The sequence below is a fragment of the Nocardia sp. NBC_00511 genome, assembly GCF_045161165.1.
Lineage (GTDB): Bacteria > Actinomycetota > Actinomycetes > Mycobacteriales > Mycobacteriaceae > Nocardia.
Window position 1 is genome coordinate 5,853,872 of record NZ_CP107849.1, and the last position, 21,210, is coordinate 5,875,081.

Annotated in this window: 21 protein-coding genes; 10 read left to right on the top strand and 11 right to left on the bottom strand. The window is 68.2% G+C overall.

Annotated elements, in window-relative coordinates; genetic code table 11:
- Nucleotides 1-47: 47 nt before the first annotated feature.
- Nucleotides 48-1,004, bottom strand: coding sequence for an undecaprenyl-diphosphate phosphatase (locus tag OG300_RS27545; protein WP_405498697.1), 957 nt, complete (start codon nt 1,002-1,004; stop codon nt 48-50).
- A 157-nt stretch (nt 1,005-1,161) separates the two neighbouring features.
- Between OG300_RS27545 and OG300_RS27550 the strand changes: the two genes are divergently transcribed.
- Nucleotides 1,162-2,037 carry an alpha/beta fold hydrolase gene (locus OG300_RS27550; RefSeq protein WP_405485935.1) on the top strand — a complete coding sequence of 292 codons (876 nt, stop codon included), beginning with the start codon at nt 1,162-1,164 and terminating at the stop codon, nt 2,035-2,037.
- A gap of 356 nt (nt 2,038-2,393) precedes the next feature.
- Here the strand turns inward: OG300_RS27550 and OG300_RS27555 are convergent, their stop codons facing one another.
- Both OG300_RS27555 and OG300_RS27560 read right to left on the bottom strand, forming a co-directional pair.
- Entirely contained in the window at nt 2,394-3,104 is a 711-nt protein-coding gene (locus OG300_RS27555) for a MarR family transcriptional regulator (RefSeq protein WP_405485936.1), read from the bottom strand.
- 199 nt (nt 3,105-3,303) lie between these two features.
- Nucleotides 3,304-4,386 (bottom strand): substrate-binding domain-containing protein, encoded by a 1,083-nt coding sequence (locus tag OG300_RS27560; protein ID WP_405485937.1) that lies wholly within the window; start codon nt 4,384-4,386, stop codon nt 3,304-3,306.
- Between the two features lie 95 nt (nt 4,387-4,481).
- Between OG300_RS27560 and OG300_RS27565 the strand changes: the two genes are divergently transcribed.
- Entirely contained in the window at nt 4,482-5,114 is a 633-nt protein-coding gene (locus OG300_RS27565; RefSeq protein WP_405485938.1) for a TetR family transcriptional regulator, read from the top strand.
- A gap of 13 nt (nt 5,115-5,127) precedes the next feature.
- On the opposite strand, the gene OG300_RS27570 is transcribed toward OG300_RS27565, so the two are convergent.
- On the bottom strand, nt 5,128-6,075 hold the full coding sequence (locus OG300_RS27570) for an SMP-30/gluconolactonase/LRE family protein (protein WP_405485939.1): 948 nt from the start codon (nt 6,073-6,075) through the stop codon (nt 5,128-5,130).
- 219 nt (nt 6,076-6,294) lie between these two features.
- Here OG300_RS27570 and OG300_RS27575 point away from each other — a divergent pair, with 219 nt between their 5' ends.
- Entirely contained in the window at nt 6,295-7,767 is a 1,473-nt protein-coding gene (locus OG300_RS27575; protein WP_405485940.1) for a beta-N-acetylhexosaminidase, read from the top strand.
- A 16-nt stretch (nt 7,768-7,783) separates the two neighbouring features.
- Here the strand turns inward: OG300_RS27575 and OG300_RS27580 are convergent, their stop codons facing one another.
- A complete protein-coding gene (locus OG300_RS27580) occupies nt 7,784-8,686 on the bottom strand; it encodes a C40 family peptidase (protein WP_405485941.1) in 903 nt (300 codons plus the stop codon).
- 320 nt (nt 8,687-9,006) lie between these two features.
- On the opposite strand from OG300_RS27580, the gene OG300_RS27585 reads away from it, so the two are divergent.
- Together OG300_RS27585 and OG300_RS27590 are read left to right on the top strand one after the other, a co-directional pair.
- Nucleotides 9,007-9,753, top strand: a complete 747-nt coding sequence (locus OG300_RS27585) for a ParA family protein (RefSeq protein WP_405485942.1) — start codon at nt 9,007-9,009, stop codon at nt 9,751-9,753.
- Nucleotides 9,753-10,772: a hypothetical protein gene (locus OG300_RS27590; RefSeq protein WP_405485943.1), complete on the top strand. Its 1,020-nt coding sequence runs from the start codon at nt 9,753-9,755 to the stop codon at nt 10,770-10,772. The genes OG300_RS27585 and OG300_RS27590 overlap by 1 nt, the downstream gene beginning before the upstream one ends.
- 152 nt (nt 10,773-10,924) lie before the next feature.
- Here OG300_RS27590 and glpR read toward each other — a convergent pair whose 3' ends face one another.
- The 4 genes from glpR to OG300_RS27610 all read right to left on the bottom strand — a co-directional run bounded on the left by glpR (nt 10,925) and on the right by OG300_RS27610 (nt 15,134).
- On the bottom strand, nt 10,925-12,019 hold the full coding sequence (gene glpR / locus OG300_RS27595) for a gephyrin-like molybdotransferase receptor GlpR (protein ID WP_405485944.1): 1,095 nt from the start codon (nt 12,017-12,019) through the stop codon (nt 10,925-10,927).
- Nucleotides 12,020-12,217: 198 nt separating this feature from the next.
- On the bottom strand, nt 12,218-12,868 hold the full coding sequence (locus tag OG300_RS27600; RefSeq protein ID WP_405485945.1) for a GNAT family N-acetyltransferase: 651 nt from the start codon (nt 12,866-12,868) through the stop codon (nt 12,218-12,220).
- 9 nt (nt 12,869-12,877) lie between these two features.
- Complete coding sequence (glp, locus tag OG300_RS27605; protein WP_405485946.1) at nt 12,878-14,137, bottom strand: gephyrin-like molybdotransferase Glp; 1,260 nt, start codon at nt 14,135-14,137, stop codon at nt 12,878-12,880.
- 73 nt (nt 14,138-14,210) lie between these two features.
- Entirely contained in the window at nt 14,211-15,134 is a 924-nt protein-coding gene (locus tag OG300_RS27610) for a UTP--glucose-1-phosphate uridylyltransferase (protein ID WP_405485947.1), read from the bottom strand.
- 296 nt (nt 15,135-15,430) lie between these two features.
- On the opposite strand from OG300_RS27610, the gene OG300_RS27615 reads away from it, so the two are divergent.
- From OG300_RS27615 to mscL, 5 genes are all read left to right on the top strand, one after another.
- Nucleotides 15,431-17,098: a fibronectin type III domain-containing protein gene (locus tag OG300_RS27615; RefSeq protein WP_405485948.1), complete on the top strand. Its 1,668-nt coding sequence runs from the start codon at nt 15,431-15,433 to the stop codon at nt 17,096-17,098.
- A gap of 41 nt (nt 17,099-17,139) precedes the next feature.
- Nucleotides 17,140-17,724 (top strand): 5-formyltetrahydrofolate cyclo-ligase, encoded by a 585-nt coding sequence (locus OG300_RS27620; RefSeq protein ID WP_405485949.1) that lies wholly within the window; start codon nt 17,140-17,142, stop codon nt 17,722-17,724.
- Between the two features lie 71 nt (nt 17,725-17,795).
- Nucleotides 17,796-18,122 carry an FmdB family zinc ribbon protein gene (locus tag OG300_RS27625; protein ID WP_405485950.1) on the top strand — a complete coding sequence of 109 codons (327 nt, stop codon included), beginning with the start codon at nt 17,796-17,798 and terminating at the stop codon, nt 18,120-18,122.
- 87 nt (nt 18,123-18,209) lie between these two features.
- The gene (locus OG300_RS27630) at nt 18,210-18,905 is read left to right on the top strand and encodes an SAF domain-containing protein (protein ID WP_405485951.1); all 696 of its coding nucleotides are present in this window, start codon (nt 18,210-18,212) and stop codon (nt 18,903-18,905) included.
- Between the two features lie 78 nt (nt 18,906-18,983).
- Nucleotides 18,984-19,391 (top strand): large conductance mechanosensitive channel protein MscL, encoded by a 408-nt coding sequence (gene mscL / locus OG300_RS27635; protein WP_405485952.1) that lies wholly within the window; start codon nt 18,984-18,986, stop codon nt 19,389-19,391.
- Between the two features lie 89 nt (nt 19,392-19,480).
- Here the strand turns inward: mscL and OG300_RS27640 are convergent, their stop codons facing one another.
- Together OG300_RS27640 and OG300_RS27645 are read right to left on the bottom strand one after the other, a co-directional pair.
- On the bottom strand, nt 19,481-20,161 hold the full coding sequence (locus tag OG300_RS27640; protein WP_405485953.1) for an MspA family porin: 681 nt from the start codon (nt 20,159-20,161) through the stop codon (nt 19,481-19,483).
- A gap of 63 nt (nt 20,162-20,224) precedes the next feature.
- Nucleotides 20,225-20,896, bottom strand: coding sequence for an MspA family porin (locus tag OG300_RS27645; RefSeq protein WP_405485954.1), 672 nt, complete (start codon nt 20,894-20,896; stop codon nt 20,225-20,227).
- Between the last annotated feature and the right edge of the window lie 314 nt (nt 20,897-21,210).

Genomic DNA, 21,210 nt, shown 5'->3' on the forward strand with positions numbered 1-21,210 from the left:
CTTCACGGATCCGGGCCACCGCATTTCGCGTTTCCAGCTGCGAGCGGTCAGCGAATGGTGAACCAGACCAGACTGCCCAGGCCCGCGATCAGGCAGTAGATGGCGAACGGGGTCAGCGTCTTCGTCTCGAAGTACGAGGTGAGGAACTTGACCGAGATGTAGGACGTCACACCGGCGATCACGCTGCCCGCGAACGCCGGGCCGAGAATCGCGTGATTCTCCGGCTTGAACAGCTCCGGCATCTTCAACACCCCGGCCGCGAGGATGACGGGCGTGGCGAGCAGGAACGCGAAGCGGGCGGCGTCGTCGTGCCGCATGCCCTTGAACAGGCCCGCCACGATGGTGCTGCCCGAGCGGCTGATGCCGGGGAACAGCGCGGCGATCTGCGCGGCGCCGATGATCAGCACATCGCGCACGGTCAACCGCGACAGCCGCACATCCGAGGCGCGGTCCGGATCGGTCATCGGCAGCACGACGGTGTCCTCCATGGACAGGTCGGTGGTGCGGCCGGAGGTGGTGGCCGGGACGTACTCGGGTTCGTGCTCGCGCTTGCGCATGATCTCGGCGGACAACAGCACGAAACCGTTGACCGCCAAGAAGATCGACGTCGGAATGGGGGTGCCGAGATAGTTGCGGACCACCTTCTCCAGCGCCAGCCCCGCCAGGCCGACCGGGATGGTGGCGATCACCAGCAGCACACCCAGCCGGGCCTCGGGGGTGCGGATCTGGCGGGTCAGCACAACGTCCCACAGCCCGGTCAGGATGCGCACCCAGTCCCGCCAGAAGAAGATGACCAGCGCGATCGCGGTGGCCACGTGCATGGCGACCAGCAGCGCCAGATATGGGGAGTCCTTGGCCGACATGCTCAGATCGTCGGCCCACTGCCCGCCCGCCCAGGCCGGCAGCAGAATGCTGTGGCCCAGGCTCGAGACGGGGAAGAGCTCGCTCACTCCTTGCAGCGCGCCGACGACGATCGATTCCAGGTAACTGATGGCCATTCGAATTCCTGTCGGAGGGGCGGTGCGGGGATCCGAACACCCCGATTCGGCCGGGGCTGCTCGCCTGGCGAGGCTACTCGATCGGATCGACAGGTGCCTGCGGGCGGTCGATCGGGCAGGATCGGTAGGTCCGATTCGTCGACAATGCGGTGGGAGAAGAGAAATGCGACCGGAACTCACGGACTGGCGCTCACGCGGCGACTACTTCGATCACGACGGCCACCGGATCTTCTACATTCGCGAGGGCAGCGGACCGACTCTGCTGCTGGTGCACGGATACCCGTTCAATTCGTTCGACTGGCATCGCATCTGGCCGGAGCTGACCGCCCACTACGACGTGATCGCACCCGACATGCTCGGCATGGGGTTCTCCGACAAGCCGATCCGGCATCACTACAGCGTGCTCGAGCACGCCGACATGCACCAGGCGCTGCTGAGCAGTCTCGGGGTGAGCGAAACCCTGCTGCTGGCACACGATCTGGGTGTCAGCGTGGCGCAGGAACTGCTGGCGCGGCAGCTCGAAGGCGCGCCCGGACCGCACCTCGACGCGGTGGTGCTGCTCAACGGCGGACTGTTCTACGAGACCTACCGCCCCCGGCTCGCCCAGAAACTGCTGTGCTCGCCCCTCGGCCACGTCGCCGGACCCCTGATGACCTCCCCGATCATCACCGCCGCCGTCCGCGAGATGTTCGGCCCCGACACCAAACCCACCGACGACGAGATGAAGCCGCTCCTCGAGGTCCTCTACTACAACCACGGCCGCTTCGTCTCCCACCTGGTCGGCCGCTTCGTGGGCGAGCGCCAGACCTACCGTGACCGCTGGGTCGACGCCCTCGTCCGCACGAAAGTCCCCCTGCGCCTGATCAACGGCCCCCTCGACCCGAACTCGGGTGCGCACATGGTCGTCCGCTACCGCGAACTCGTCCCGGCCCCCGATGTGGTCAGCCTCCCGGGGATCGGTCACTGGCCACAGCTCGAGGACCCGGCCGGGGTCACCGAGGCAACGCTTACTTTCCTGCGCTCGGTGAATTCCGGCTAGACGCAATCCAATTGCGCGGCGCGGAGGGCGGGGGCGTGGAATACTTCCGCGATATGCAGTACAGGGGATTCGAGCATCCCGACTCCGCCGAGGATCCCGAGTTAGCTCAGGCCCGCATCTTCCTGGATGAATTGGAAAGACATGTAGCCAAGTTGAGCAGGCGATTACAGACCGCGCCGACCGCCGAAGCGCGGCAAACGATCAATGCCGAACTTTCGACAGTGCGACGGTATGTAGATCGTATTCATCGCAGATTCCCGGGAATTGCCGTGGCGAATCCATTCCGGGGCACGCCGCCAGGGGCACCCGCACTCTGAACCGCGAGGCACCCGAGCTCCGAATCACGGTGTGCCGCCTCAGCGTCCGAGTTGCGCGCGCCAGCGTTCGGCCGAACGGACCATGTCCAGGCCGACCCGCTCCAGGTAGTGACTCATGCCCAGCAGTCGCAGTCCCGCGGGGGTGGCAGCACCGAGGCAGGCCGCACCGTCGCGGGCCTTGGCCGCCAGGCGTTCATTGGCGCGCGCGGACGCCAGAGTCGCGCGGTACCAGGCGGATTCGTCGATGAAGTAGCGGTCGCGGCGGGTGCCGGGGTCGCGGTCGCGGCGCAGCAGTTCGCGCTCCTCGAGATAGCCGACGGCCGCGGAGATGGTCGCGGGACTGACCCGCAGCTGCGCCACCAGTTCGGCGGCGGTGACGCTGCCGGTATCCGAGGCATACATCCGGGCCAGCACCGCCGACGCCATCCGCGGCAGGCCGACCTGGGCCAACAGCAATGCGAACTGGTCGCCGAAATCGGCGAGAACGGCTGGGCTGCGGCCGTACTCGTCCACCGCGACCGGCCGCCCGGGCCGCTCCAGCCGCGCGGTGCGGCGGCGGGAACGCACCGCCGTGGCCGCCTGCGCCAGGTCCGCCCGGTAGCGTCCGGGCCCGCCGTTGCGCGACACCTCACGGCTCACCGTCGAGGTCGGCCGATGCAGCTGGCGGGCGATCTCCGCGTAGCCGAGCCCACGTGTGAGCCCCGACGCGATCAGCCGCCGGTCTTCCTGACTGAGTCGTCCTCCGGGCATCGGCCGCAACTCCTTCATCGACAATCACCTATTGCAACACACGATGTGCGTGATTGCCTTGGGCTGCAATGACTTTGCTGCGGAGGATTGCGAATGGACGAGGCGTTGTCCAGCTTTCGGTGGCAGTCGTTCGTAATTCGGATTGCAAACGCAACGTAGCATTCGTGTTACCTCGAACGGCTTTCCCACGGTAGGGCGTTCAAGCCCGGCGCAAGTCCGCAAGGACGCTGAACTCCATGATGTCGGCCCCGGCCAGATACACCGGTTGCGTGGTGTGCGAACCTCGCACCCGGACCTCACCGCGCGGCCCGGCGTAGCTCACCCGGCGCGCCCCCCGTTCGATCACCCACGGATCCAGACTGCGGGCCGCCTCGGCCAGCGAGGCGAACAGCAGCAGGCCCTCGTAGCAGGATTCGCCGATATTGTTCAGCGCCGGGGCCACCGCGCCGAAGCGGGCGGCGTAGCGGCTGCCGAACGCCATCCCCTCGCTCGATACCAGGCTCTCGAAATAGCCGCAGGCGGTGAACAATCCGCGTGCGCTGTCCGGGCCGCCCGCGTACAGCACGTCCTCACCGATCATCATGCTCAACCGGATGCGGCCGTCGTCGAGACCGGCGGCTGCGAAGGCCCGATTGAACGCCGCCGCGTCCGCGCCGACCATGAACAGCAGCACGCCCTGCGCCGGCGAGCTCCGGATCAGCTCGAGGGTGGCGCGAAAATCACGGCCGCCCAACGGCAGAAAGGTCTCCCCGACCACCTCGAGATCGGTGCCCGCCATGAATTCCCTTGCCACCCGGGCGGTCTCACGCGGCCACACGTAGTCGTTGCCGACGATGCACCAGCGGCGCGTGCCGAGTTCGGAGCGCAGCCAGCGCAGCGCGGGAAACAACTGCTGATCCGGCGTCTCCCCCACCATGTACACCCCGTCGGCGTCCTCGCCGCCCTCGTAGAAGGTGGTGTAGACGTACGGCACCCGACCCGCGGTGTGCGGGGTGATCACCTTGCGGGCATTGGACAGATGCCAGCCCACCACCCCGTCGATCATGCCGCGGCTCACCATCCGGTCGATCCGCGCGCCCAGCACCGGCAGCGGCATCCCCGCGTCCACCGTGTGCAGTCGCAGCGGGCGGCCCAGAATGCCGCCGACCGCGTTGATGTCCTCCACCGCCAGCAGCGCGCACGCCTCACACGACGGTCCGAACAGGCCTGCGGGTCCACTGAGCGGCACCACCAGCGCCAGATCGACCGTGCCCCGGCGCAGACCGGGAATCCGGTCGGTCATCGGCTATCACCACACTGTTTGTACGCATCCCAGGACGACCCACACCGCGCGAGCAGCCGATAGTATCGCGCCCCGGCAGCTCTATAGTGACCCCGGTGAACAGTCCTGACGCGCGCGAACTCATCCTGCTCGCCGGTGAGCGCGCCATCGCCGAGCGCGGCCCCGACGTGGCGCTGCGCGATATCGCGGTGGCGGCGGGACAGCGCAACAACTCGGCGGTGCACTACCACTTCGGTTCCCGCGACGGACTGATCGCGGCCATCCTGGAACGGCATCAGCCCGCGCTGGAGGCCCGCCGCACCGAACTGCTCGCCGCACACGAGGCCTCCGGCGCGCCCGACAGTGTGGCCGCGCTGGTCGGCATCCTGATGCGGCCCATGTTCGGCATCCCGTACGCCGAGGGGTCCACCCACTACGGGCGGTTCCTCGAGCAGGCCCGCGCGCACCCCGCCGTCGGCGGACCGGATCTGCACGAGAAGCGCTGGCACGCCACGCGGGTACTGATCGACCGGCTCTACCGGGTGATGCCGGAACTCACGCCCGCGCTGCGCCGGTACCGGCTGCGCGCCATGAGCACGGTGATGTTCGCGCTGCTCGCCGACTACGAGCGGCAGAATCCGCGCACCGCCGCCGAGCGGATCGATGTGCAGGACAACATCATCGCGATGCTCGTCGGCCTGCTCACCGAACCGGTCCCGGCGGCTACCGTCGCGCGCACGCGACGGTAGCGCGGTCCAACCGTCAGGGTGTGGCGGTCACACCGTTGGGATCGAACCCGCCGGGAACCTCGTAGACCAGGCCGGTGAAGGTGATGGCGAACAGGCGGCCCGCCGAGAAGCCTTGCGCGCCACGGCCGTACTGCACCTCGCTGGTGAGCTGCGGTCCGAAACCGAGCACACAGGACTGGCCCGGCGCGTCGATCCGCACCACCTGGCCCGACGGATTGAACGGCAGCACCGGACGTTGCAGCGAATCCAAGGTGAGCCCATCGGGCGCGGCGGTGATGTCACCGCCGAGGTCGAGCAGCGACTGCGGGGCCCACGGCGCGTTGGTCGGGATCCGGCTCACCCCCGGATTGACGAAGGTGCGCGACACGTAGAGGTAGGCGTCGTCCTGGCTCAGCACCGCGCCATTGGCGCTGGGGAAGCTGGCCCAGTCCGCCTGCACCACGCCGTTCGGGTAGACGCGCCCGATCAGGTTGGCGAAATCGTTTGTGGCGTAGACGGTTCCGTCGTGTGCCACCGCCAGCCCGTCGGCCGCGCTGAGCCCGGACGCGAAGGGGGCCATGGCCCCGGTGTCGGGGTCGACGGTCACGATCCCGGCCTGCCGGTTCGAATCACCGCCCAGCACTTGCAATCCCGCGCCGTAGCCGACCAGCAGGCGGCCGTCCGGCAGCCAGGCCAGTCCGCCCGCGCCGCCGCTGGGCACCCGGGCGATCGGGACCGCGGGCGCGCCCGGCGCGTCGATGCGGAAGACCTGACCGCTGACCAGGTCGGTCACGAAGGCCCGCCCGGCCGCGTCCATGGTCAGCCCCTCGAGCGCCGCACCCGGTACCGAGGCGACCACCGCGGTCGGCTGGCCGGCTCCGCCGCACACGGGTGCGGCCTGCGCGGGCGCGGCCGCGACGGTGGACAACGCGGCGGCGGTGAGCGCCGCGAACGCGATGGCCACGGATTTCCTGGTCGACATTTCGCACCTCGTATTTCTGCTGTCGGAGAGAAAAGACGCGATATCCGGCTGGTTTATCTGTGTACCTTATGACGTATCGAGGTGCGAGCGGGTTCAATGTTCGCTGTGCCCGGTCATAAATTTCCCGCTCGCCGAAATCCACTGCGTATCGCGGCCTGCCTATCCCTGGCCGCACTGATCTGGCCCGGGATCCAACTGCCCGCGTCCGCGAATCCTGTTGTGGCACAACAGATTCCACCGACTGTACCCAGCATCAAGCAGTGGCTTCCCGACGAGCACGCGGCCGCCGGATTCACCCTCGGCCCCGAAACCCGCATTGTCGCCGACCGCGACCTGGCGGATCAGGCAACGCGACTGGCCGAAGATCTGACCCGGGCCGGAAAACCCGTGACCGTGGAATCCGGAGCCGACCGGCCCGGCGATATCGTGCTGCGTAAAGGCGACGCCGAATCCCCGGCCGAGGGCGCGTACCGCATTTCCGCCACCGATCGCCTGACCGTCACCGCCGACAGCGCGACCGCCGTCGGCTACGGCACCGAGACGGTATTGCAGTGGCTGCGGCAGCAGAGCACCCTGCCCGCGGGCACCGCGCACGACTGGCCCGACTACGCCGAGCGCGGACTCATGCTCGACACCGGCCGCGAGTTCTTCCCCGTCGAATGGGTCGAGGCCCGCATCCGCGACGCGGCCTATCTGCGGATGAACATGGTGCAGCTGCACCTGTCCGACACCCAGGGCTTCCGGCTGGAGAGCGTCAGCCATCCCGAGATCACCTCGCCCGAGCACTACAGCGCCGCGGATCTGCGCGAAATCCTCGACTACGCCCGGTCTTACGGCATCGAGATCGTGCCCGAGATCGATATGCCCAGCCATATGACCGCCATCCTGGCGCAGCACCAGGATCTGGTGCTGCGCCCGCAATCCACCAGCGCCGCGGACGCGGCACAGGACAATGCCATCGCGGGCGGGATCGGCGGCAAGATCGACCTGACCGATCCCGGTGCCTACCAACTCATCAGCGATATCCTGCGCGAGTTCGTGCCCATGTTCCCGGGCCGCTACTGGCATCTCGGGTGCGACGAGTACATCTCCGACTATTCGCGGTATCCGCAACTGGCCGACTACGCCACCCGCACCTTCGGTCCCGGCGCGCAGCCCGGAGACGTCATCATCGGATTCGCGAACTGGGCCGCCGATATCGTCGAATCCTTCGGCAAGACCCCGCGGGTCTGGAACGACGGCTTCGACCAACCCGGCGTGCTGACCCCGAAACCCGAACTGGTGGTGCAGTACTGGTCGGCGAGCGGCGGCGGGCTGCCGTGGCTGCCGGGCGGGCGGACCCCCGCGCAGTTCACCGGGGCGGGCCATCCCATCCTCAATGCGGCGTTCACGCCCACGTACTTCGCGACGGGCGGTCCGGCCTCGGGTCTCAACGCACCACCGGAACTGCTGTGGGCTTGGGACCCCGGACTTTTCGTGAACGGGCAGCGGCTGCCCGACTCCGATCGGTCCCTGCTGCGCGGTTCCATGCTCTTCATCTGGTGTGATGATCCGACGGTGCTCTCGCCCGCGCAGATCGTCGATCCGCTGCGCGCCCGGCTGCCGATCATGGCCCAGCAGTTGTGGTCGGGCACCGGCGGTATCGGGTATCCGGACTTCCTCGACCGCGTGCACACGGTCGGCTGGCCCTGAGTCCCGGCCCGCGAGCTCAGTAGCGACGCGCTCCGGTCACCGGCATGTTGTTCAGCGGGGAGATCTTCACGCCGGATCCGTAGTCGCTGGCGTGAATGATCTGCCCGTCACCGAGATACAGCGCGGAGTGGCCGCCGCCGTAGTACGACACCAGATCGCCGGGCTCCAGTTCGTCCACCGAGACCGGGGTGCCGGAGGCGAGCTGTGAGTAGCTGGTGCGCGGCACGTCCACTCCCGCTTCGTGATACGACCACTGCACCAGACCCGAGCAGTCGAACGAGTCCGGGCCGTTGCCGCCGGTGCGGTAGTACGCGCCCAGTTTGGAGCGGGCCGCCTCGACGGCGCGCTCGCCCGTGGACCGCTTCGGCATGACGGCCGGGCCGGGCACGGGTGCGGCCGCGGCATCGGTCACGCCGGGAATGCCGGCCAGCGGCGGCAGCGCGCTGGGCACCTGGAAGCTGCCGAGTCCGGAGACCACCACCGAGCGGGACTCCGCCATCGGCGGAACCGCGGCGGGGGCAACGGGTTCGGGAACGACGGCCGCGACAGCCTCCGGCTGCGGCATCACCGGGGCGATCACGATCCAGCCGGGAGCCGTGGTCATGCGCGGCGCCTCGGCGGTGCTCACCTCGGGGAGCGTGGCGTCGCCTACCGCGGGAATCGTCACGGGATGGAACTCCTCGGTGTCCCCGACCGCGGGCTGCAGTGCCGGAGCGATGATTCCGAGCCGGTCCGCGATCTCGTTCGGTACTTCGAAGTCCCCGATGCCGGGAACCGAGACCGATGTCGCGTGGGCCGTGCCCGCCGAGAAGAGTAGAGCGGCGCCGATGGCTGCGGCGCCCAGGACGCCTGCGACCACGGTGCGCGGCGTCAGCCGCGGGAGCAGTCGAACCTTCTGTCTATCACCGATCGTATCCATGAGCGGTCGTCCTCCGATCAAGCCGTGAAAGCTATCCGGTTTCCGTCCTGCACTAGATTTTTCGGTCTTGCCAGCAGATCCGAGAATGCATATTTCGCCGGAATGTCGAACACATCACCGAATGACACGCGTGTTATTCATAACGGAATCGTAAACATTGACGGCTGTGTCCAATTGGACACAGCCTTTCGACCCTTCGGACACAGTCGATTTCGCGTGGTTTTCGCCCCGCCGCGCGCGCCGTTCGAGCCGGAACACCCACCCGTGTGATGCTTGCTCTCGGTAAGAATTCCCTCCCCATCACCCGGAGGACGTATCCCATGACCAATTCTCCCGCGCTACCCCAACTTCCCGAACCGCTCGTCGTGACGCTCGGGAATCTCAAAGGGGGCGTCGGCAAGACGACCTCCGCCTTCTTTCTCGCCTCGTATTTCGCCACCGTGCACGAACTTCGAGTCCTCGTCATCGACGCCGACCCACTGAGCCAGACCGGCTACTCCTGGTTCCGGCGCTTGCAGAAGGCCGACGTGGCGGTGCCCTTCGAACTGATCGCCTTCCCGTCCCGGCACGTGAACGACTGCATCACCGACAATGCCGGGCAGTACGACGTGATCATCGTCGACGCGGGTGGCGAATCCGCCGAGATCTTCAAGGCCGCCGTGCCGGAAAGCGATGAATTGATTCTCGTGACCAGCGTCAGCCCGTCTGAGGTGAAACGCGTCCCCAGCACCTACCGGGCCGCCGAAGAGGCCGCCGCGGAAAGCAATCGGAACATTCGCGTCCGGGTACTCATGACCAAGGTGCCCGTCACCATGAAGAACGGCGTCAACGTCTCCACCGAATTCCGTTCCCAGCGCGGCAATCTCGAGGACGCCGGATACGACGTCTTCGAAGCCTATGTGAGCGCGTGGAAATGGTATCGGGAGTCCGCCGACGGCGAAGTCGGCGATGGGGCCGAGAACCCGATCGCGGACCTCGGCGAATACCGGGAGGTCGGCGAGGAGCTACTGCGGCCGTACCGCAAGACCGACAGCTCCGACGAGGTCGTGATGGAGGTGTCGGCCTGATGCCACCGCAGCGCCGCAAGGGCTCCATCGGCGGCGGCCTCGGCCGCAACCCGCTCGCCGACGAAGCCGAGCACACTCCCCCGGTCTCCCCGCTGCGCGACGCCAAATGGCCGCGCACACCGCAACTCTCACCGGCCGCCACCTCGGTGCTGATGGCACCGGCGAAATCGGCCAAGCCCGCGACCCGACACGCTCCGTTGGTCACGTCCGCGCCACCGATCGACGCGACACCCACGCCGTCGGTGGACCCGACACCGGCGGCCGCAGCCCGGGTGGACCCGACACCGGCACCGGCCGCGCCTCTGACGCCCCCGGTCGCGGAGACGCCCGCACCCGGCGTGCTGGATCTGCCCATCCCCGCCGCCGGTGGGGACGGACCGCTCAGCCATCCGGAACTCGAACAGCTCGAACTCTGCGAATCCTCCATCGACGCCCTGCGAGTGGCGTTCTGGACCGCGGGACGCGCGCTGCAGATCGTGCGGGACGGCCGCCTCTACCGGGCCGGGCACAGCAGCTTCGACGAGTACGTGGAGAAGCGCTGGGACATGCAGCGCTCGTACGCGCACAAGCTGATTCGCGCGTGGCCGCTGGCCGCCCGGCTGCATCCGGTCGCGCCCACCATCAACGAGGGCCAGATCCGTGAGCTGCTGCCGATCGCGGCGGCGCACGGCGAGGACGCGGCCGTCACCGTGTACACCACGCTCGCCGCCGACGCCAAGGTGACGGCGGGCAGGCTGCGGGAGGCCCTCGCGGTGCTGCCCAAGCAGTACGACGAGCCCGAAGTGGTGCGGCGGCTGCAGGCCTGGCTGCGCGGCGATCTCGCCGACGACGATCACCCGCGCGGCGGCGACCTGTTCCGGAATGTCGAATCCCGTTTGGCCGCACTCACCCAGAAGGTGGTCAAGGGCTCCGGCGAGGATCCCGCCGCCGCCCGCGAGTTCGCCGCGAAACTGCGCACCTTCGCCGAACTGATCGAACAGCAACTCCCGGCCACCGCGCGCGGGGCCGACACCGAATAGCTCAGCCAGTCAGTCGAAAAGGGCCCGGCGTACCCGCCGGGCCCTCTCGCTGTCCGCACCGGTCCGGCGGCCGCGCAACGCCCCTCTGCCGGAAATGCGAGAGGGCGTCCCGATCAATTCGGGACGCCCTCTCGTGGAAAACGTTGTGCGGCTTACTCGCCGACCGCGCGGCGTTGCCGGGCGCCCGACGCCCGCTGGCGGGTGGCCCGCGCCTCGGCCGCGTCGAAGAGCTCCAGGTGCTCGAACATCGGATCCTCGTCGTCGGGCTCGACCAGCACCGCGCGCCGCAACTGGGTGCGGGTCTCCTCGCGGTCGGGGCGCGGACGCTCGGCCTCGCGCTGCTGATCCTGCGCCGCCTCCATCCGCGAACGCGACAGTCGCGCCACGCGGCGGCGCCGGATGTCCTCCTCGATGCGGACCTGCCTGCGTAGATACACCAGGTAGCCCACCATCACCGTGCCGGACAGCGCGGCCAGCCACCACAGCGCACCGGAGACCGCGAACCCGGCCGCGGCGAACAGCAGCGTGCTCAGCACCAGGCCGAGCACGGTGCGCTGCCGGAAGCTGTAGCGGGCTACCCGGGCAGCGGCGTCGGCCTCGGGGTCGAAACCGCCGCGGCCCCGGCGGGTGGGGATGAAATCCTCGTCGTCGGAAGCGGTTTCGGGCTCGGGTTCGGGCAGCGGGTCGGGTTCCCGCAGCGCCGGGGTCCGGGCCTGCTGCGGGGGCGGCTGGCGACGCCGCCGGGGTGCGGGCGGCTCGCTTTCACCGTCCTCGGCACTGGTTTCGGATGCTGTTGTGATGGAAGCAGTTTCGGCCTCTTCGCCGACGGTGTCCGCCGTTTTCGCCGAATCCGTCCGAGGCTCGGTGGTTTTCGTATCGAGCTCAGCGGCTTTCATTTCGGGCTCGGTGGCATTCGTATCGAGCTCAGCGACTTCCGCCTCGGACTCGGTGGCGGCGGTGGGCTCCAGGTCCGGGGCAGCCGTGCTGTCGTCCGATCTGGTCATCCGATCCTCCGGATCATCGCTCGGGTGAGGCTTTCTGCGAACCGGCACATAGTCCGGGTCGGTGTCGTGTCCGGAGGCCGGGCCTTTTCTGGAGCGTGGCTCGGCATCTCCGCGATGCAGCACCCGGGTCGCCAGGGCGGCGTCGGTGTGCTGGCGGATGCGCGGGTGCCGATCGGCGAGCATGGGGAACAGCACGAAGACCCAGAGCACGACCAGGCCGATCCACAAGATCGAATTCGGCATCGCACTCACCTCCGTCCCGCCCTGGCTGTTGTCCCTTCGACGTGCACCGTGCCGGATCGTGCACTACGGACGTACGACCGACGTCCGTAGGCTAGTTTCACACAACAGAGAAATCCGGCAGGCGCGCCGACCACACAAGCAACACTAGTCACACGAATTCGGTCCGGGCACTCCACTTTCGCAGTGCACAGCGAGTTCTCAGGCCCTCGTGACCCGACCGGCGCGCACCAGGCGATCCACCACGGTGCCCGACACCTCTTCCACCGTCATCGCCACCAGCAGATGGTCGCGCCACGCCCCGTCCACATCCAGGTAGCGCTGCAGCAAACCTTCCTCCCGGAAGCCCACATTGCGCAGAACCGCCTGGCTGGCAAGGTTTTCCGGCCGCACCGTGGCCTCCACCCGATGCAGGCCGACCTCGTTGAAGCAGTGATCCAGCCCCAGCGCCAGCGCCGCCGTCGCGACCCCGCCGCCACTGAGATCCTCGGCCACCCAGTAACCGATCCACGCCGATCGCAGCGCGCCGCGCACGATATTGCCGACCGTCAGCTGACCGCCGAACGAACCGTTCACCTCGATCACCATCGGGATCATCGCGCCGCGCCGGGCCTCCGCCTTCAACGCCGACCACAGCGACGGCCAGTTGCCCGCGTGATTGCGCGCCTCCCAGGCCCCGCGCCCGGTCGGCTCCCAGCGCTCCAGATAATCGCGATCGCGCACCCGAATCCGGCTCCAGGAGGCCGCATCCCGCAACCGCACCGGGCGCAACGACACCGTGCCCGCCGCCACCCGAACCGGCCCCAGATGAGCGGGCCACCCCGGATGCTGGGCGGCCCGGAAGACATTCATCTCCATCCCTTACCCACGCTGCGCCAGGAACGCCACCCGCACCTCGTCACCGGTGCGCACCTCGGTGACCTCCGGCTCGACCACGATCAAGCTGTTGGCCTCGGCCATCGTCGCCAGCAGATGCGAGGACGCCCCGTTCGGGCCGCCCAGCGGCTGCACCAGATAGTCACCGGTCTGCTCGTCGCGCATCAGCTGCGCGCGCAGATAACCGCGGCGGCCCGGAATCGAGGCGATCGGCAGAATCGTGCGCGCCCGCACCACCCGGCGCATGGGATGTCTGCGCCCCAAAGCGATCCGGATCAGCGGCCGCACCATCACCTCGAAAACCACCAGCGCGCCAACCGGATTCGACGGCAGCAGGAAGGTCGGCACCTCGTCGCGGCCCAGCAGGCCGAAGCCCTGCACCGAACCCGGATGCATGGCCACCCGGGTGATCTCCAACTCGCCCAGCCCCTCCAGGGCCTCGCGCACCTGCTCGGAAGCCCAGCCGCCCACCGCACCCGCGATGACGACCACCTCCGAACGCACCAGCTGCCCCTCGACCACATCACGCAGCCGCTTGGGATCGGCGCTCACGATGCCGACCCGGTTCACGTCCGCGCCCGCGTCACGCGCGGCGGCCGCCAACGCGTAGGAGTTCACGTCGTAGACCTGACCCGGTCCGGGCGTGCGATCGATGTCGACCAGTTCGCCGCCCACCGACAGCACCGACAGCCGCGGCCGCGGATGCACCAGCACCTTGTCCTTGCCGACCGCGGCCAGCAGGCCGACCTGCGCCGGGCCGATGATGGTGCCCGCGCGCACGGCCAGATCGCCGGGCTGCACGTCATCGCCGATGCGGCGCACGTAATCACCCGAGCGGACCGGCTCGAAGACCTTCACCCGGGCCCGGCCGCCGTCGGTGCTCTCCAGCGGCAGCACCGCGTCGGCCAAGGTCGGCAGCGGCGCACCGGTGTCGACCCGCACGGTCTGGCGGGGCTGCAGTCGGATCGGCTGCCGCGAACCCGCGGCCACCTCGCCCACCACCGGCAGGCTCAGATCGACCGAATTGCCTTCCTCGTCGCGGATATTCGCGCCCGCGCCGGACACGTCCACGCTGCGCACGGCATAGCCGTCGATCGCCGCCTGATCGAAACCGGGTAGCGGGCGTTCGGTCACCACGTCCTCGGCACACAGCAGTCCCTGGGCCTCGCTGATCGCGACCCGGACCGGGCGTGGCGCCACGGCCGCCGCGGTCACCTTGATCTGCTGATCCTCAACCGAGCGCATGCCGCCCTTCCCTGATATCGCCCGCCGCCTCCCGGCGCCTGAACATCGCTGAACGCAGTGTCATTCGAGGAGGTCAGCTATTGCTTCCGGCCGTCCCGAGTCGCTGGTGCAGCCACTCGCGCAGCGCGGGACCGTATTCCTCTCGCTCCAAAGCGAAATCGACCGCAGCTCGAAGATAGCCGCCCGGGTTCCCCAGATCGTGTCGCGACCCACGATGGACCACGACGTGTACCGGGTGATCCTCCGCGATCAGCAGGGCGATGGCGTCGGTCAGCTGCAACTCGCCGCCCGCGCCCGGGGTGATGCGCCGCAGCGCGTCGAAGATGGCGCGGTCCAACAGGTATCGACCGGCCGCGGTGTAGGTCGACGGCGCGTCCTCGATGGCGGGCTTCTCCACCATGCCCCGGACCCGCAGCACATCCTGCGAACCGCCCGGCAGCTCCTCGACGTCGAAGACGCCGTACGCGCTGACCTCTTCCTTCGGCACGTCGATCGCGCACAGCACCGAACCGCCGTAGGTGTTGCGCACCTCGGCCATCAGTTCCAGCACCCCGCTGGGCAGCACCAGATCGTCGGGCAGCAGCACCGCGATCGCCGCCTCGTCGGCGTCGAGCACCGATTCCGCCTGTGCCACCGCGTGACCCAGCCCGAGCGGCTCCTCCTGCACCACCGAGGTCACGTCCAGCAACCCCGGCGCCTTGCGCACCTTCTCCAGCAGATGGAACTTCCCGCGCTCCGCGAGAGTGCTCTCCAACACCAGGTCTTCGACGAAATGCGCGACCACACCGTCTTTTCCGGGCGAGGTCACGATCACCAGCCGATTGGCGCCGGACTCCGCGGCCTCGGCGGCGACCAATTCGATGCCCGGGGTGTCGACCACCGGCAGCAGCTCCTTGGGCACCGTCTTGGTCGCGGGCAGGAACCTGGTGCCGAGCCCCGCCGCGGGGACCACCGCGGTCCGGAAGCACGACACGGTTCCGCCGCCACTAGCTGTCATGAATTCACCCTATCCATCCGTCATCTATCCGAAACCGGCTCGCCCGCCGCCTCGATATCCCCGAGAGCCTAAGGGGCCGGGCCACGATGGGCGCACCGAACGCCCCAGCCACCGGCCGTGAGCGCCATAGCCGAGACCGATGAAACCGGTCCTGACGGCGATATCCAGCATTTACGGTATCCAAACCATGCCGCTCACCACACCGTGGCCGCAATTCGCAGACTGACCTGTTCTTTTCACGTTCCGTTCGCCGCGCCGTGACCTGACGCGAACCGGGCCCTTGTTAGCTGGGGACCATGACCGAGCGTGAGGACCCCCACAGCACGTCACCCGAGTCCCCGAATCCCGCACCGGAACCCGCCACCGCGGGCGCCCCGCAGCAGCGCGGCCGCGGCCTGAGCCGCCGCGGCCTGTTCGGCGCCTCCGCGCTCGCGGGCATCGCCGGCCTCGCCGTGGGCGCGGGCGGTGCGGTGGCACTGCGCGGGGACAGCACCTCTTCGGCCGCCGCCTGGCCGCGCTCGGCGGATCTGGTCGCGGGCGTGGATCGCGCTGCCGCACCCCGGGTTTCGGGCTTGCACCTGCAGTACGGGGCGGATGCCGCCCGCGAGGCGATCATCACCTGGCACACCACCGGATCGGTGTCCAAGCCCGTGGTGCGCTACGGCGGGGCCGCCGACGGCTTCGGCACCACCGTGCAGGCCGAGACCAAGACCTACCGGGACGCCAAGTCCGGCATCGAAATTCAGGCCCACCACGCCCGGCTCACCGGCCTGAGCCCCGACACCGACTACGTCTACGCCGCCGGACACGACGGCGCGCCGCCGGAACTCGGCACCCTGCGCACCGCACCGGCCGGACGAGCCGCCTTCCGCTTCACCAGCTTCGGCGATCAGGGCACCCCGACACTGGGCAAGCTCGCCAACGGCACCTGGGTCAACGACAATCTGGGCTCGCAGTACGCGGGCGACGTCACCGCCGCGGTGGAATCGCTGGCCCCGCTGTTCAACCTCGTCAACGGCGACCTCTGCTACGCCAACCTGTCCACCGACCGCATCCGCACCTGGAACGACTGGTGGGCCAACAACTCTCGCTCCGCGCGCTACCGGCCCTGGATGCCCGCACCCGGCAACCACGAGAACGAAGTCGGCAACGGGCCCATCGGCTACGCCGCCTTCCAGACCTATTTCACCGTTCCCGACGCCGGTGCCGAGGACCACGCCAAGGGTCTCTGGTACTCGTTCACCGTCGGCGGGGTGCGGGTGATCGCCGTCGCCAACGACGACATCTGCTACCAGGACGGCGGCAACAGCTACGTCAAGGGCTACTCCGGCGGAGCCCAGAAGCAGTGGCTGGAAGGCGAATTGGCGAAGGCGCGCGGTGACAAGGGGATCGATTGGGTGGTGGTGTTCATGCACCAGACCGCCATCTCCTCGGCCGACAAGTTCAACGGCGCGGACCTCGGCATCCGCCAGGACTGGCTGCCGCTGTTCGACAAGTATCAGGTCGATCTGGTGCTGTGCGGACACGAACACCATTACGAGCGTTCGCATCCCGTGCGCGGCGTGACCGGATCGGCGACGCTGACCCCGAAGCCCGCCGACACCCGCAAGGACATGGTCGACACCTCGAAGGGCACCGTGCACCTGGTGATCGGCGGCGGCGGCACCTCCGCACCCTCGAACCAGCTGTTCTTCCCCGGCGACAAGTGCCGGGTGATCACCGCCGTCGGCGATGTGGATCCGGCCACCGGCAAGAAGGCCCCGGTCTACGTCATGGAGGACGCGCCCTGGTCGGCGTTCAAGGACTCCGAACATCCTTACGGCTTCTGCTGTTTCGACGTCGACCCGGGAAAACCCGGCGGCGACACCACGATCAAGGGCACCTACTACGCCCTCGTCGGCCCGACCAGCGAGCTGACGGCCATCGACACCTTCACCCTCACCCGTCCCCGCTCCGACCGCTAGCCGCGACGATCGCCGTGCCCGGCGCTGCCTATCGTGGTCGGGTGGCGCAACAGCAGCGGGACAAGCGGAGTTGGCGGGCGGAGATCCTCGCGCGGCGCAAGGCCCTGCCGGTCGAGGCCCGAGCCGCCGAGGCGGCGGCACTGGCCGTCCACGCCGGGGCGCTGGCAGCGGACTGGGTCTGCGCCTATGTTCCGGTCGGCAGCGAACCGGGGTCGCTGGCCATGCTCGACGCGCTGCGCGCGGGCGGCGCCCGGGTGCTGCTGCCGGTGACCGGTGAGCCGGGGCCGCTGGAGTGGGCCGAGTACACCGGGCCGGAAGGGTTGCGGCGGGGGCGGTTCGGGCTCGCCGAACCCGACGGGCCGCCGATCGCGAATGGGATCACAATGGCGGCCGCGATTCTGGTTCCGGCACTCGCGGTGGATCGGCGCGGGGTCCGTTTGGGGCGCGGGGCCGGTTATTACGATCGCAGTTTGAACGCCGCGCGGGCCGACGCGCGATTGATCGCCGTGGTGCGCGACGACGAACTCGTGGACCATTTGCCGGAGGAGTCCCACGACCACCGAATGGGCTGGGCGCTCACCCCGAACGGCGGGCCGCACCGCCTCGGAGAACACACCGGGAATTGAGGCCCGATTGGCAGCGTTGGCACTGCCAGCTGTAGAGTGCTAAACCGACGAAGAGCGTGGAGGTTACCCCGATGCCTACTTACTCGTATGCATGCACCGAGTGCGACAACAAGTTCGACATCGTGCAGTCCTTCTCCGATGACGCGCTGACCACCTGCGACCGCTGCAACGGCAAGCTGCGCAAGCTGTTCAACTCGGTCGGCATCGTCTTCAAGGGCAGCGGCTTCTACCGCACCGACAGCCGCAACGGCTCCACCTCCTCCGAGGCGGCCAAGCCGTCGACCCCGTCCACGGACAGCGGTTCCGCGTCGACGTCGACTCCGTCGAGCAACGGCAGCAGCTCCACCGCGTCGAGCAGCACCGGCAGCAGCACCGGGTCGAGCACCTCCGCCGCCTGACACCGGGCTTTTCCACAGGCTCTCAGTTATCCACAACCGGTCCTCTTCGGGGCCGGTTGCGTCGTGTGCGGGCTCTACCTTTGCCCCATGACCGACCGCGCGGGCAAGCCCGGACCTCGTACGCCGCATCACCTCGCCGACCGCTTTCTGCCGTTGCTGCGCAGGGGCGATTCCGCGCTGTCGGCCCAGGTCGACACCGTGTTGCTGCGCCGGATCGCCGCGGTCGCGCTACTGCTGCTGGCCGGATTCCTGGCACTGCGGGAAGACCCCGCCGACCGGCACACCGCGGTCCTGGTCGCCGGGCGCGACCTGCCGCCGGGCCATGTGCTCGCCGACGGCGATCTGCGCCCGCTCCCCCGCGAGACCGCCACCCTGCCCGCCGGGGCCGTCCGCGAGCCGGATCGGCTGCGCGGGGCCACCCTCACCGGCGCGGTGGCGGCGGGCGAGATCGTCACCGAACTGCGCGTGGTCTCGCCGCGCCTGGCCGCCCTCGCGGCCGGATCGCCGGACGCCCGCATCGTTCCGATTCGCTTGGCGGACAACGCCGTTGCCGAGGTACTGCGGGCCGGTGACCGGGTGGACGTGGTGGCCGGGGCGGAGTCCGGTCCGGGCGGGCGGCCCGCGCGGCTGCTGGCCGCGGACGGGGCGGTGGTGCTGGTCTCCGGTGGTGAGCCGGGGCCGGGACGCGGCGACCGGGTGGTGCTGGTGGCGCTCGACGCCCGGCGCGCCACCACTGTGGCGGCCGCCTCACTACGGACCGCACTGACCGTGGTGTTTCACTGACCCGGCCCGAATGTGAACTACCATTCGCCCTATCCAGCCAAATGCGCGTTCGATCTCTCCGGTAGAGGAGTTTCGGCAATGCTCAAGGGTTTCAAGGAGTTCCTGCTTCGCGGCAATGTCGTCGACCTGGCCGTCGCCGTGGTCATGGGTACGGCGTTCGTCGCCATCGTCACCGCATTCAGTGACGGCGTGATCAATCCACTGCTCGCACTCTTCGGCGGTAGCAATCAACTCGGATTGGGTTTCCAGCTGGTCGCCGACAAACCGGCCACTTTCGTCGCCATCGGCCCGATCGTCACCGCGGCCCTCAACTTCGTGATCATCGCCGCGCTGCTCTACTTCGTGCTGGTGCATCCCGCGGCCCGGGCGAAGGCGCGCTGGTCCAAGAACGAAGCCGCCCTCTCGGATAATGAAGTGCTGCTTCAGATTCGGGATCTGCTCGCCGAAGGCCGTGAGAACGGTTCCGGCGGCAGGCACGAAAGCTGAAGTAACGCAGCGTAATCGCCGGAAGACAGAAAGGAGCCCGGCACCTCGAGGATGCCGGGCTCCATGTCCACCGAGCTGTTACAGCCCTATCAGCCGATGCTGAAAGGCTGGCCCCACAGCGTGATCCAGGTGATCACGTTCGGGGTTTCGACCTCGACGTTGACGAACGAACGCGCCTGCGCGTAGCCGCCACAGCCATTGAGGCCGATGGTCTCGTCGGACCAGGTCACCGAGCCGTTGGAGCCCGAGAACTTGTTGTAGGTCTTGTGCGATTCCTGGCCGTAGTCGTCCGGCTTCTCGATGTCGAGCACGTAGAACGAGGTGGCCTGGCCGGGACCGAGGGTCAGGTTGCCGCCGCCGTTGACGCCGGCCTGCGGGGTGACGTTGCCCGAGTTGTCCCAGCTCGCGCCGACCGTCGGGCCGCCGTTCGCGTTGGCACCGTCGATGGCCACCTGGCAGCCCACGACGTAACCCGGGTAGATCTTGCCGCCGACGTCGGAGTTGTTGCCCGAGATCGACACCGCCGCCTGGGCCGTGACCCACGCGTTGCGGTGCAGCGGGGTGTCACCCAGCGACGGGTTGATGTTGGCCGACTCGCCGGTCATGGTGATGGTCACCACGGTGCCGTCGGACAGCGTCTTGGTGATGGTCCCGCCCGGCAGCGCGACGAAGGTGTCGGCATTGGCCGCACCGGTGGAGAACAGGCCCAGAGCTGCGGTGGCGACGGCGCCTACACCGGCCACCCGTGCCACAGTCTTACGGATGTTCATGTCTTGTTTCCCTCAAGGGTTGAATTCGCTTGCGCGAGAAAGGATTTGCGGATCGTCCGACACTCAGCCGATGCTGAAGGGCTGCCCGTAGAGGGTGGTCTTGGAGTAGTTGTCGCCGATGACCTCGACCACGGTGTACGCACGAGCCTGCGCGTAACCGGCACAACCCTGGATCTGCATCTCGGCGTCCTGGTATTCGACCGAGTAGGTACCCGAGGTGGTGATGTCCTTGAGGTCGATCTGGACGAACTGCACCTGGCCGGGCCCGATGTTCAGGCCGATCGATCCGCCGATGCTCGCGCTGTTCAAGCTGATTCCACCGGAAACGCCCGCGGAGATGGCGTCGCTCGCGATGTTCACCTGGCAACCGATGATGTAACCGGTGCTGATGTTCGACGAGCCGTGGGTGGACGAATTGTTGGTTCCGGCACCGTTCTTCGCCCCGTTCCAGGGACCGACAGTGCCGTCCGGAGTAACTACGTCTGCGGTGGCATTGCCACTCACCCAGACGGTTCGACCCGCGCCGTTGGACGCCAGTGACGGCGACACGACTGCATGTTCACCAGTGCGCGTGATGGTAACGCCCGGTCCAACCTTCTGTCCGTCCGGCAACGGAAAAAAGGCGTCGGCGTTGGCTGCACCAGTGGAAAAAAGGCCGATGGCCACGACCGCGGCCGCGCCGATGCCCGCAAATTGGGCACCGCGACGGAGACCGTGGGTACGGTTCTCGCTCATACTTCCCCTCATCAGGTTTCTAGCGGCCAGCCTCGACCACCGAGGCTGAAATGGGACTCCTACGAATCCCGGGTTGAGTTTGTCGCCACTTTGTTGCCGCTGTGTTACTGCTTACGAATTCTTTTCGCGTAGCGACGCAGCGCACTTTACATCACCGCTGTGATCCATGAGACGTGAGCGAAGCGAACCGATACCGCCGCGGCACAAACCCGCAGGTATGTCGAGAACGCCGCGGATAGCGAAAGGGACCCGGTGCCAATAGCACCGGGTCCCTTGGAGTTCCGCTCTACGGAAACTGATCGGCCGAGCCGACG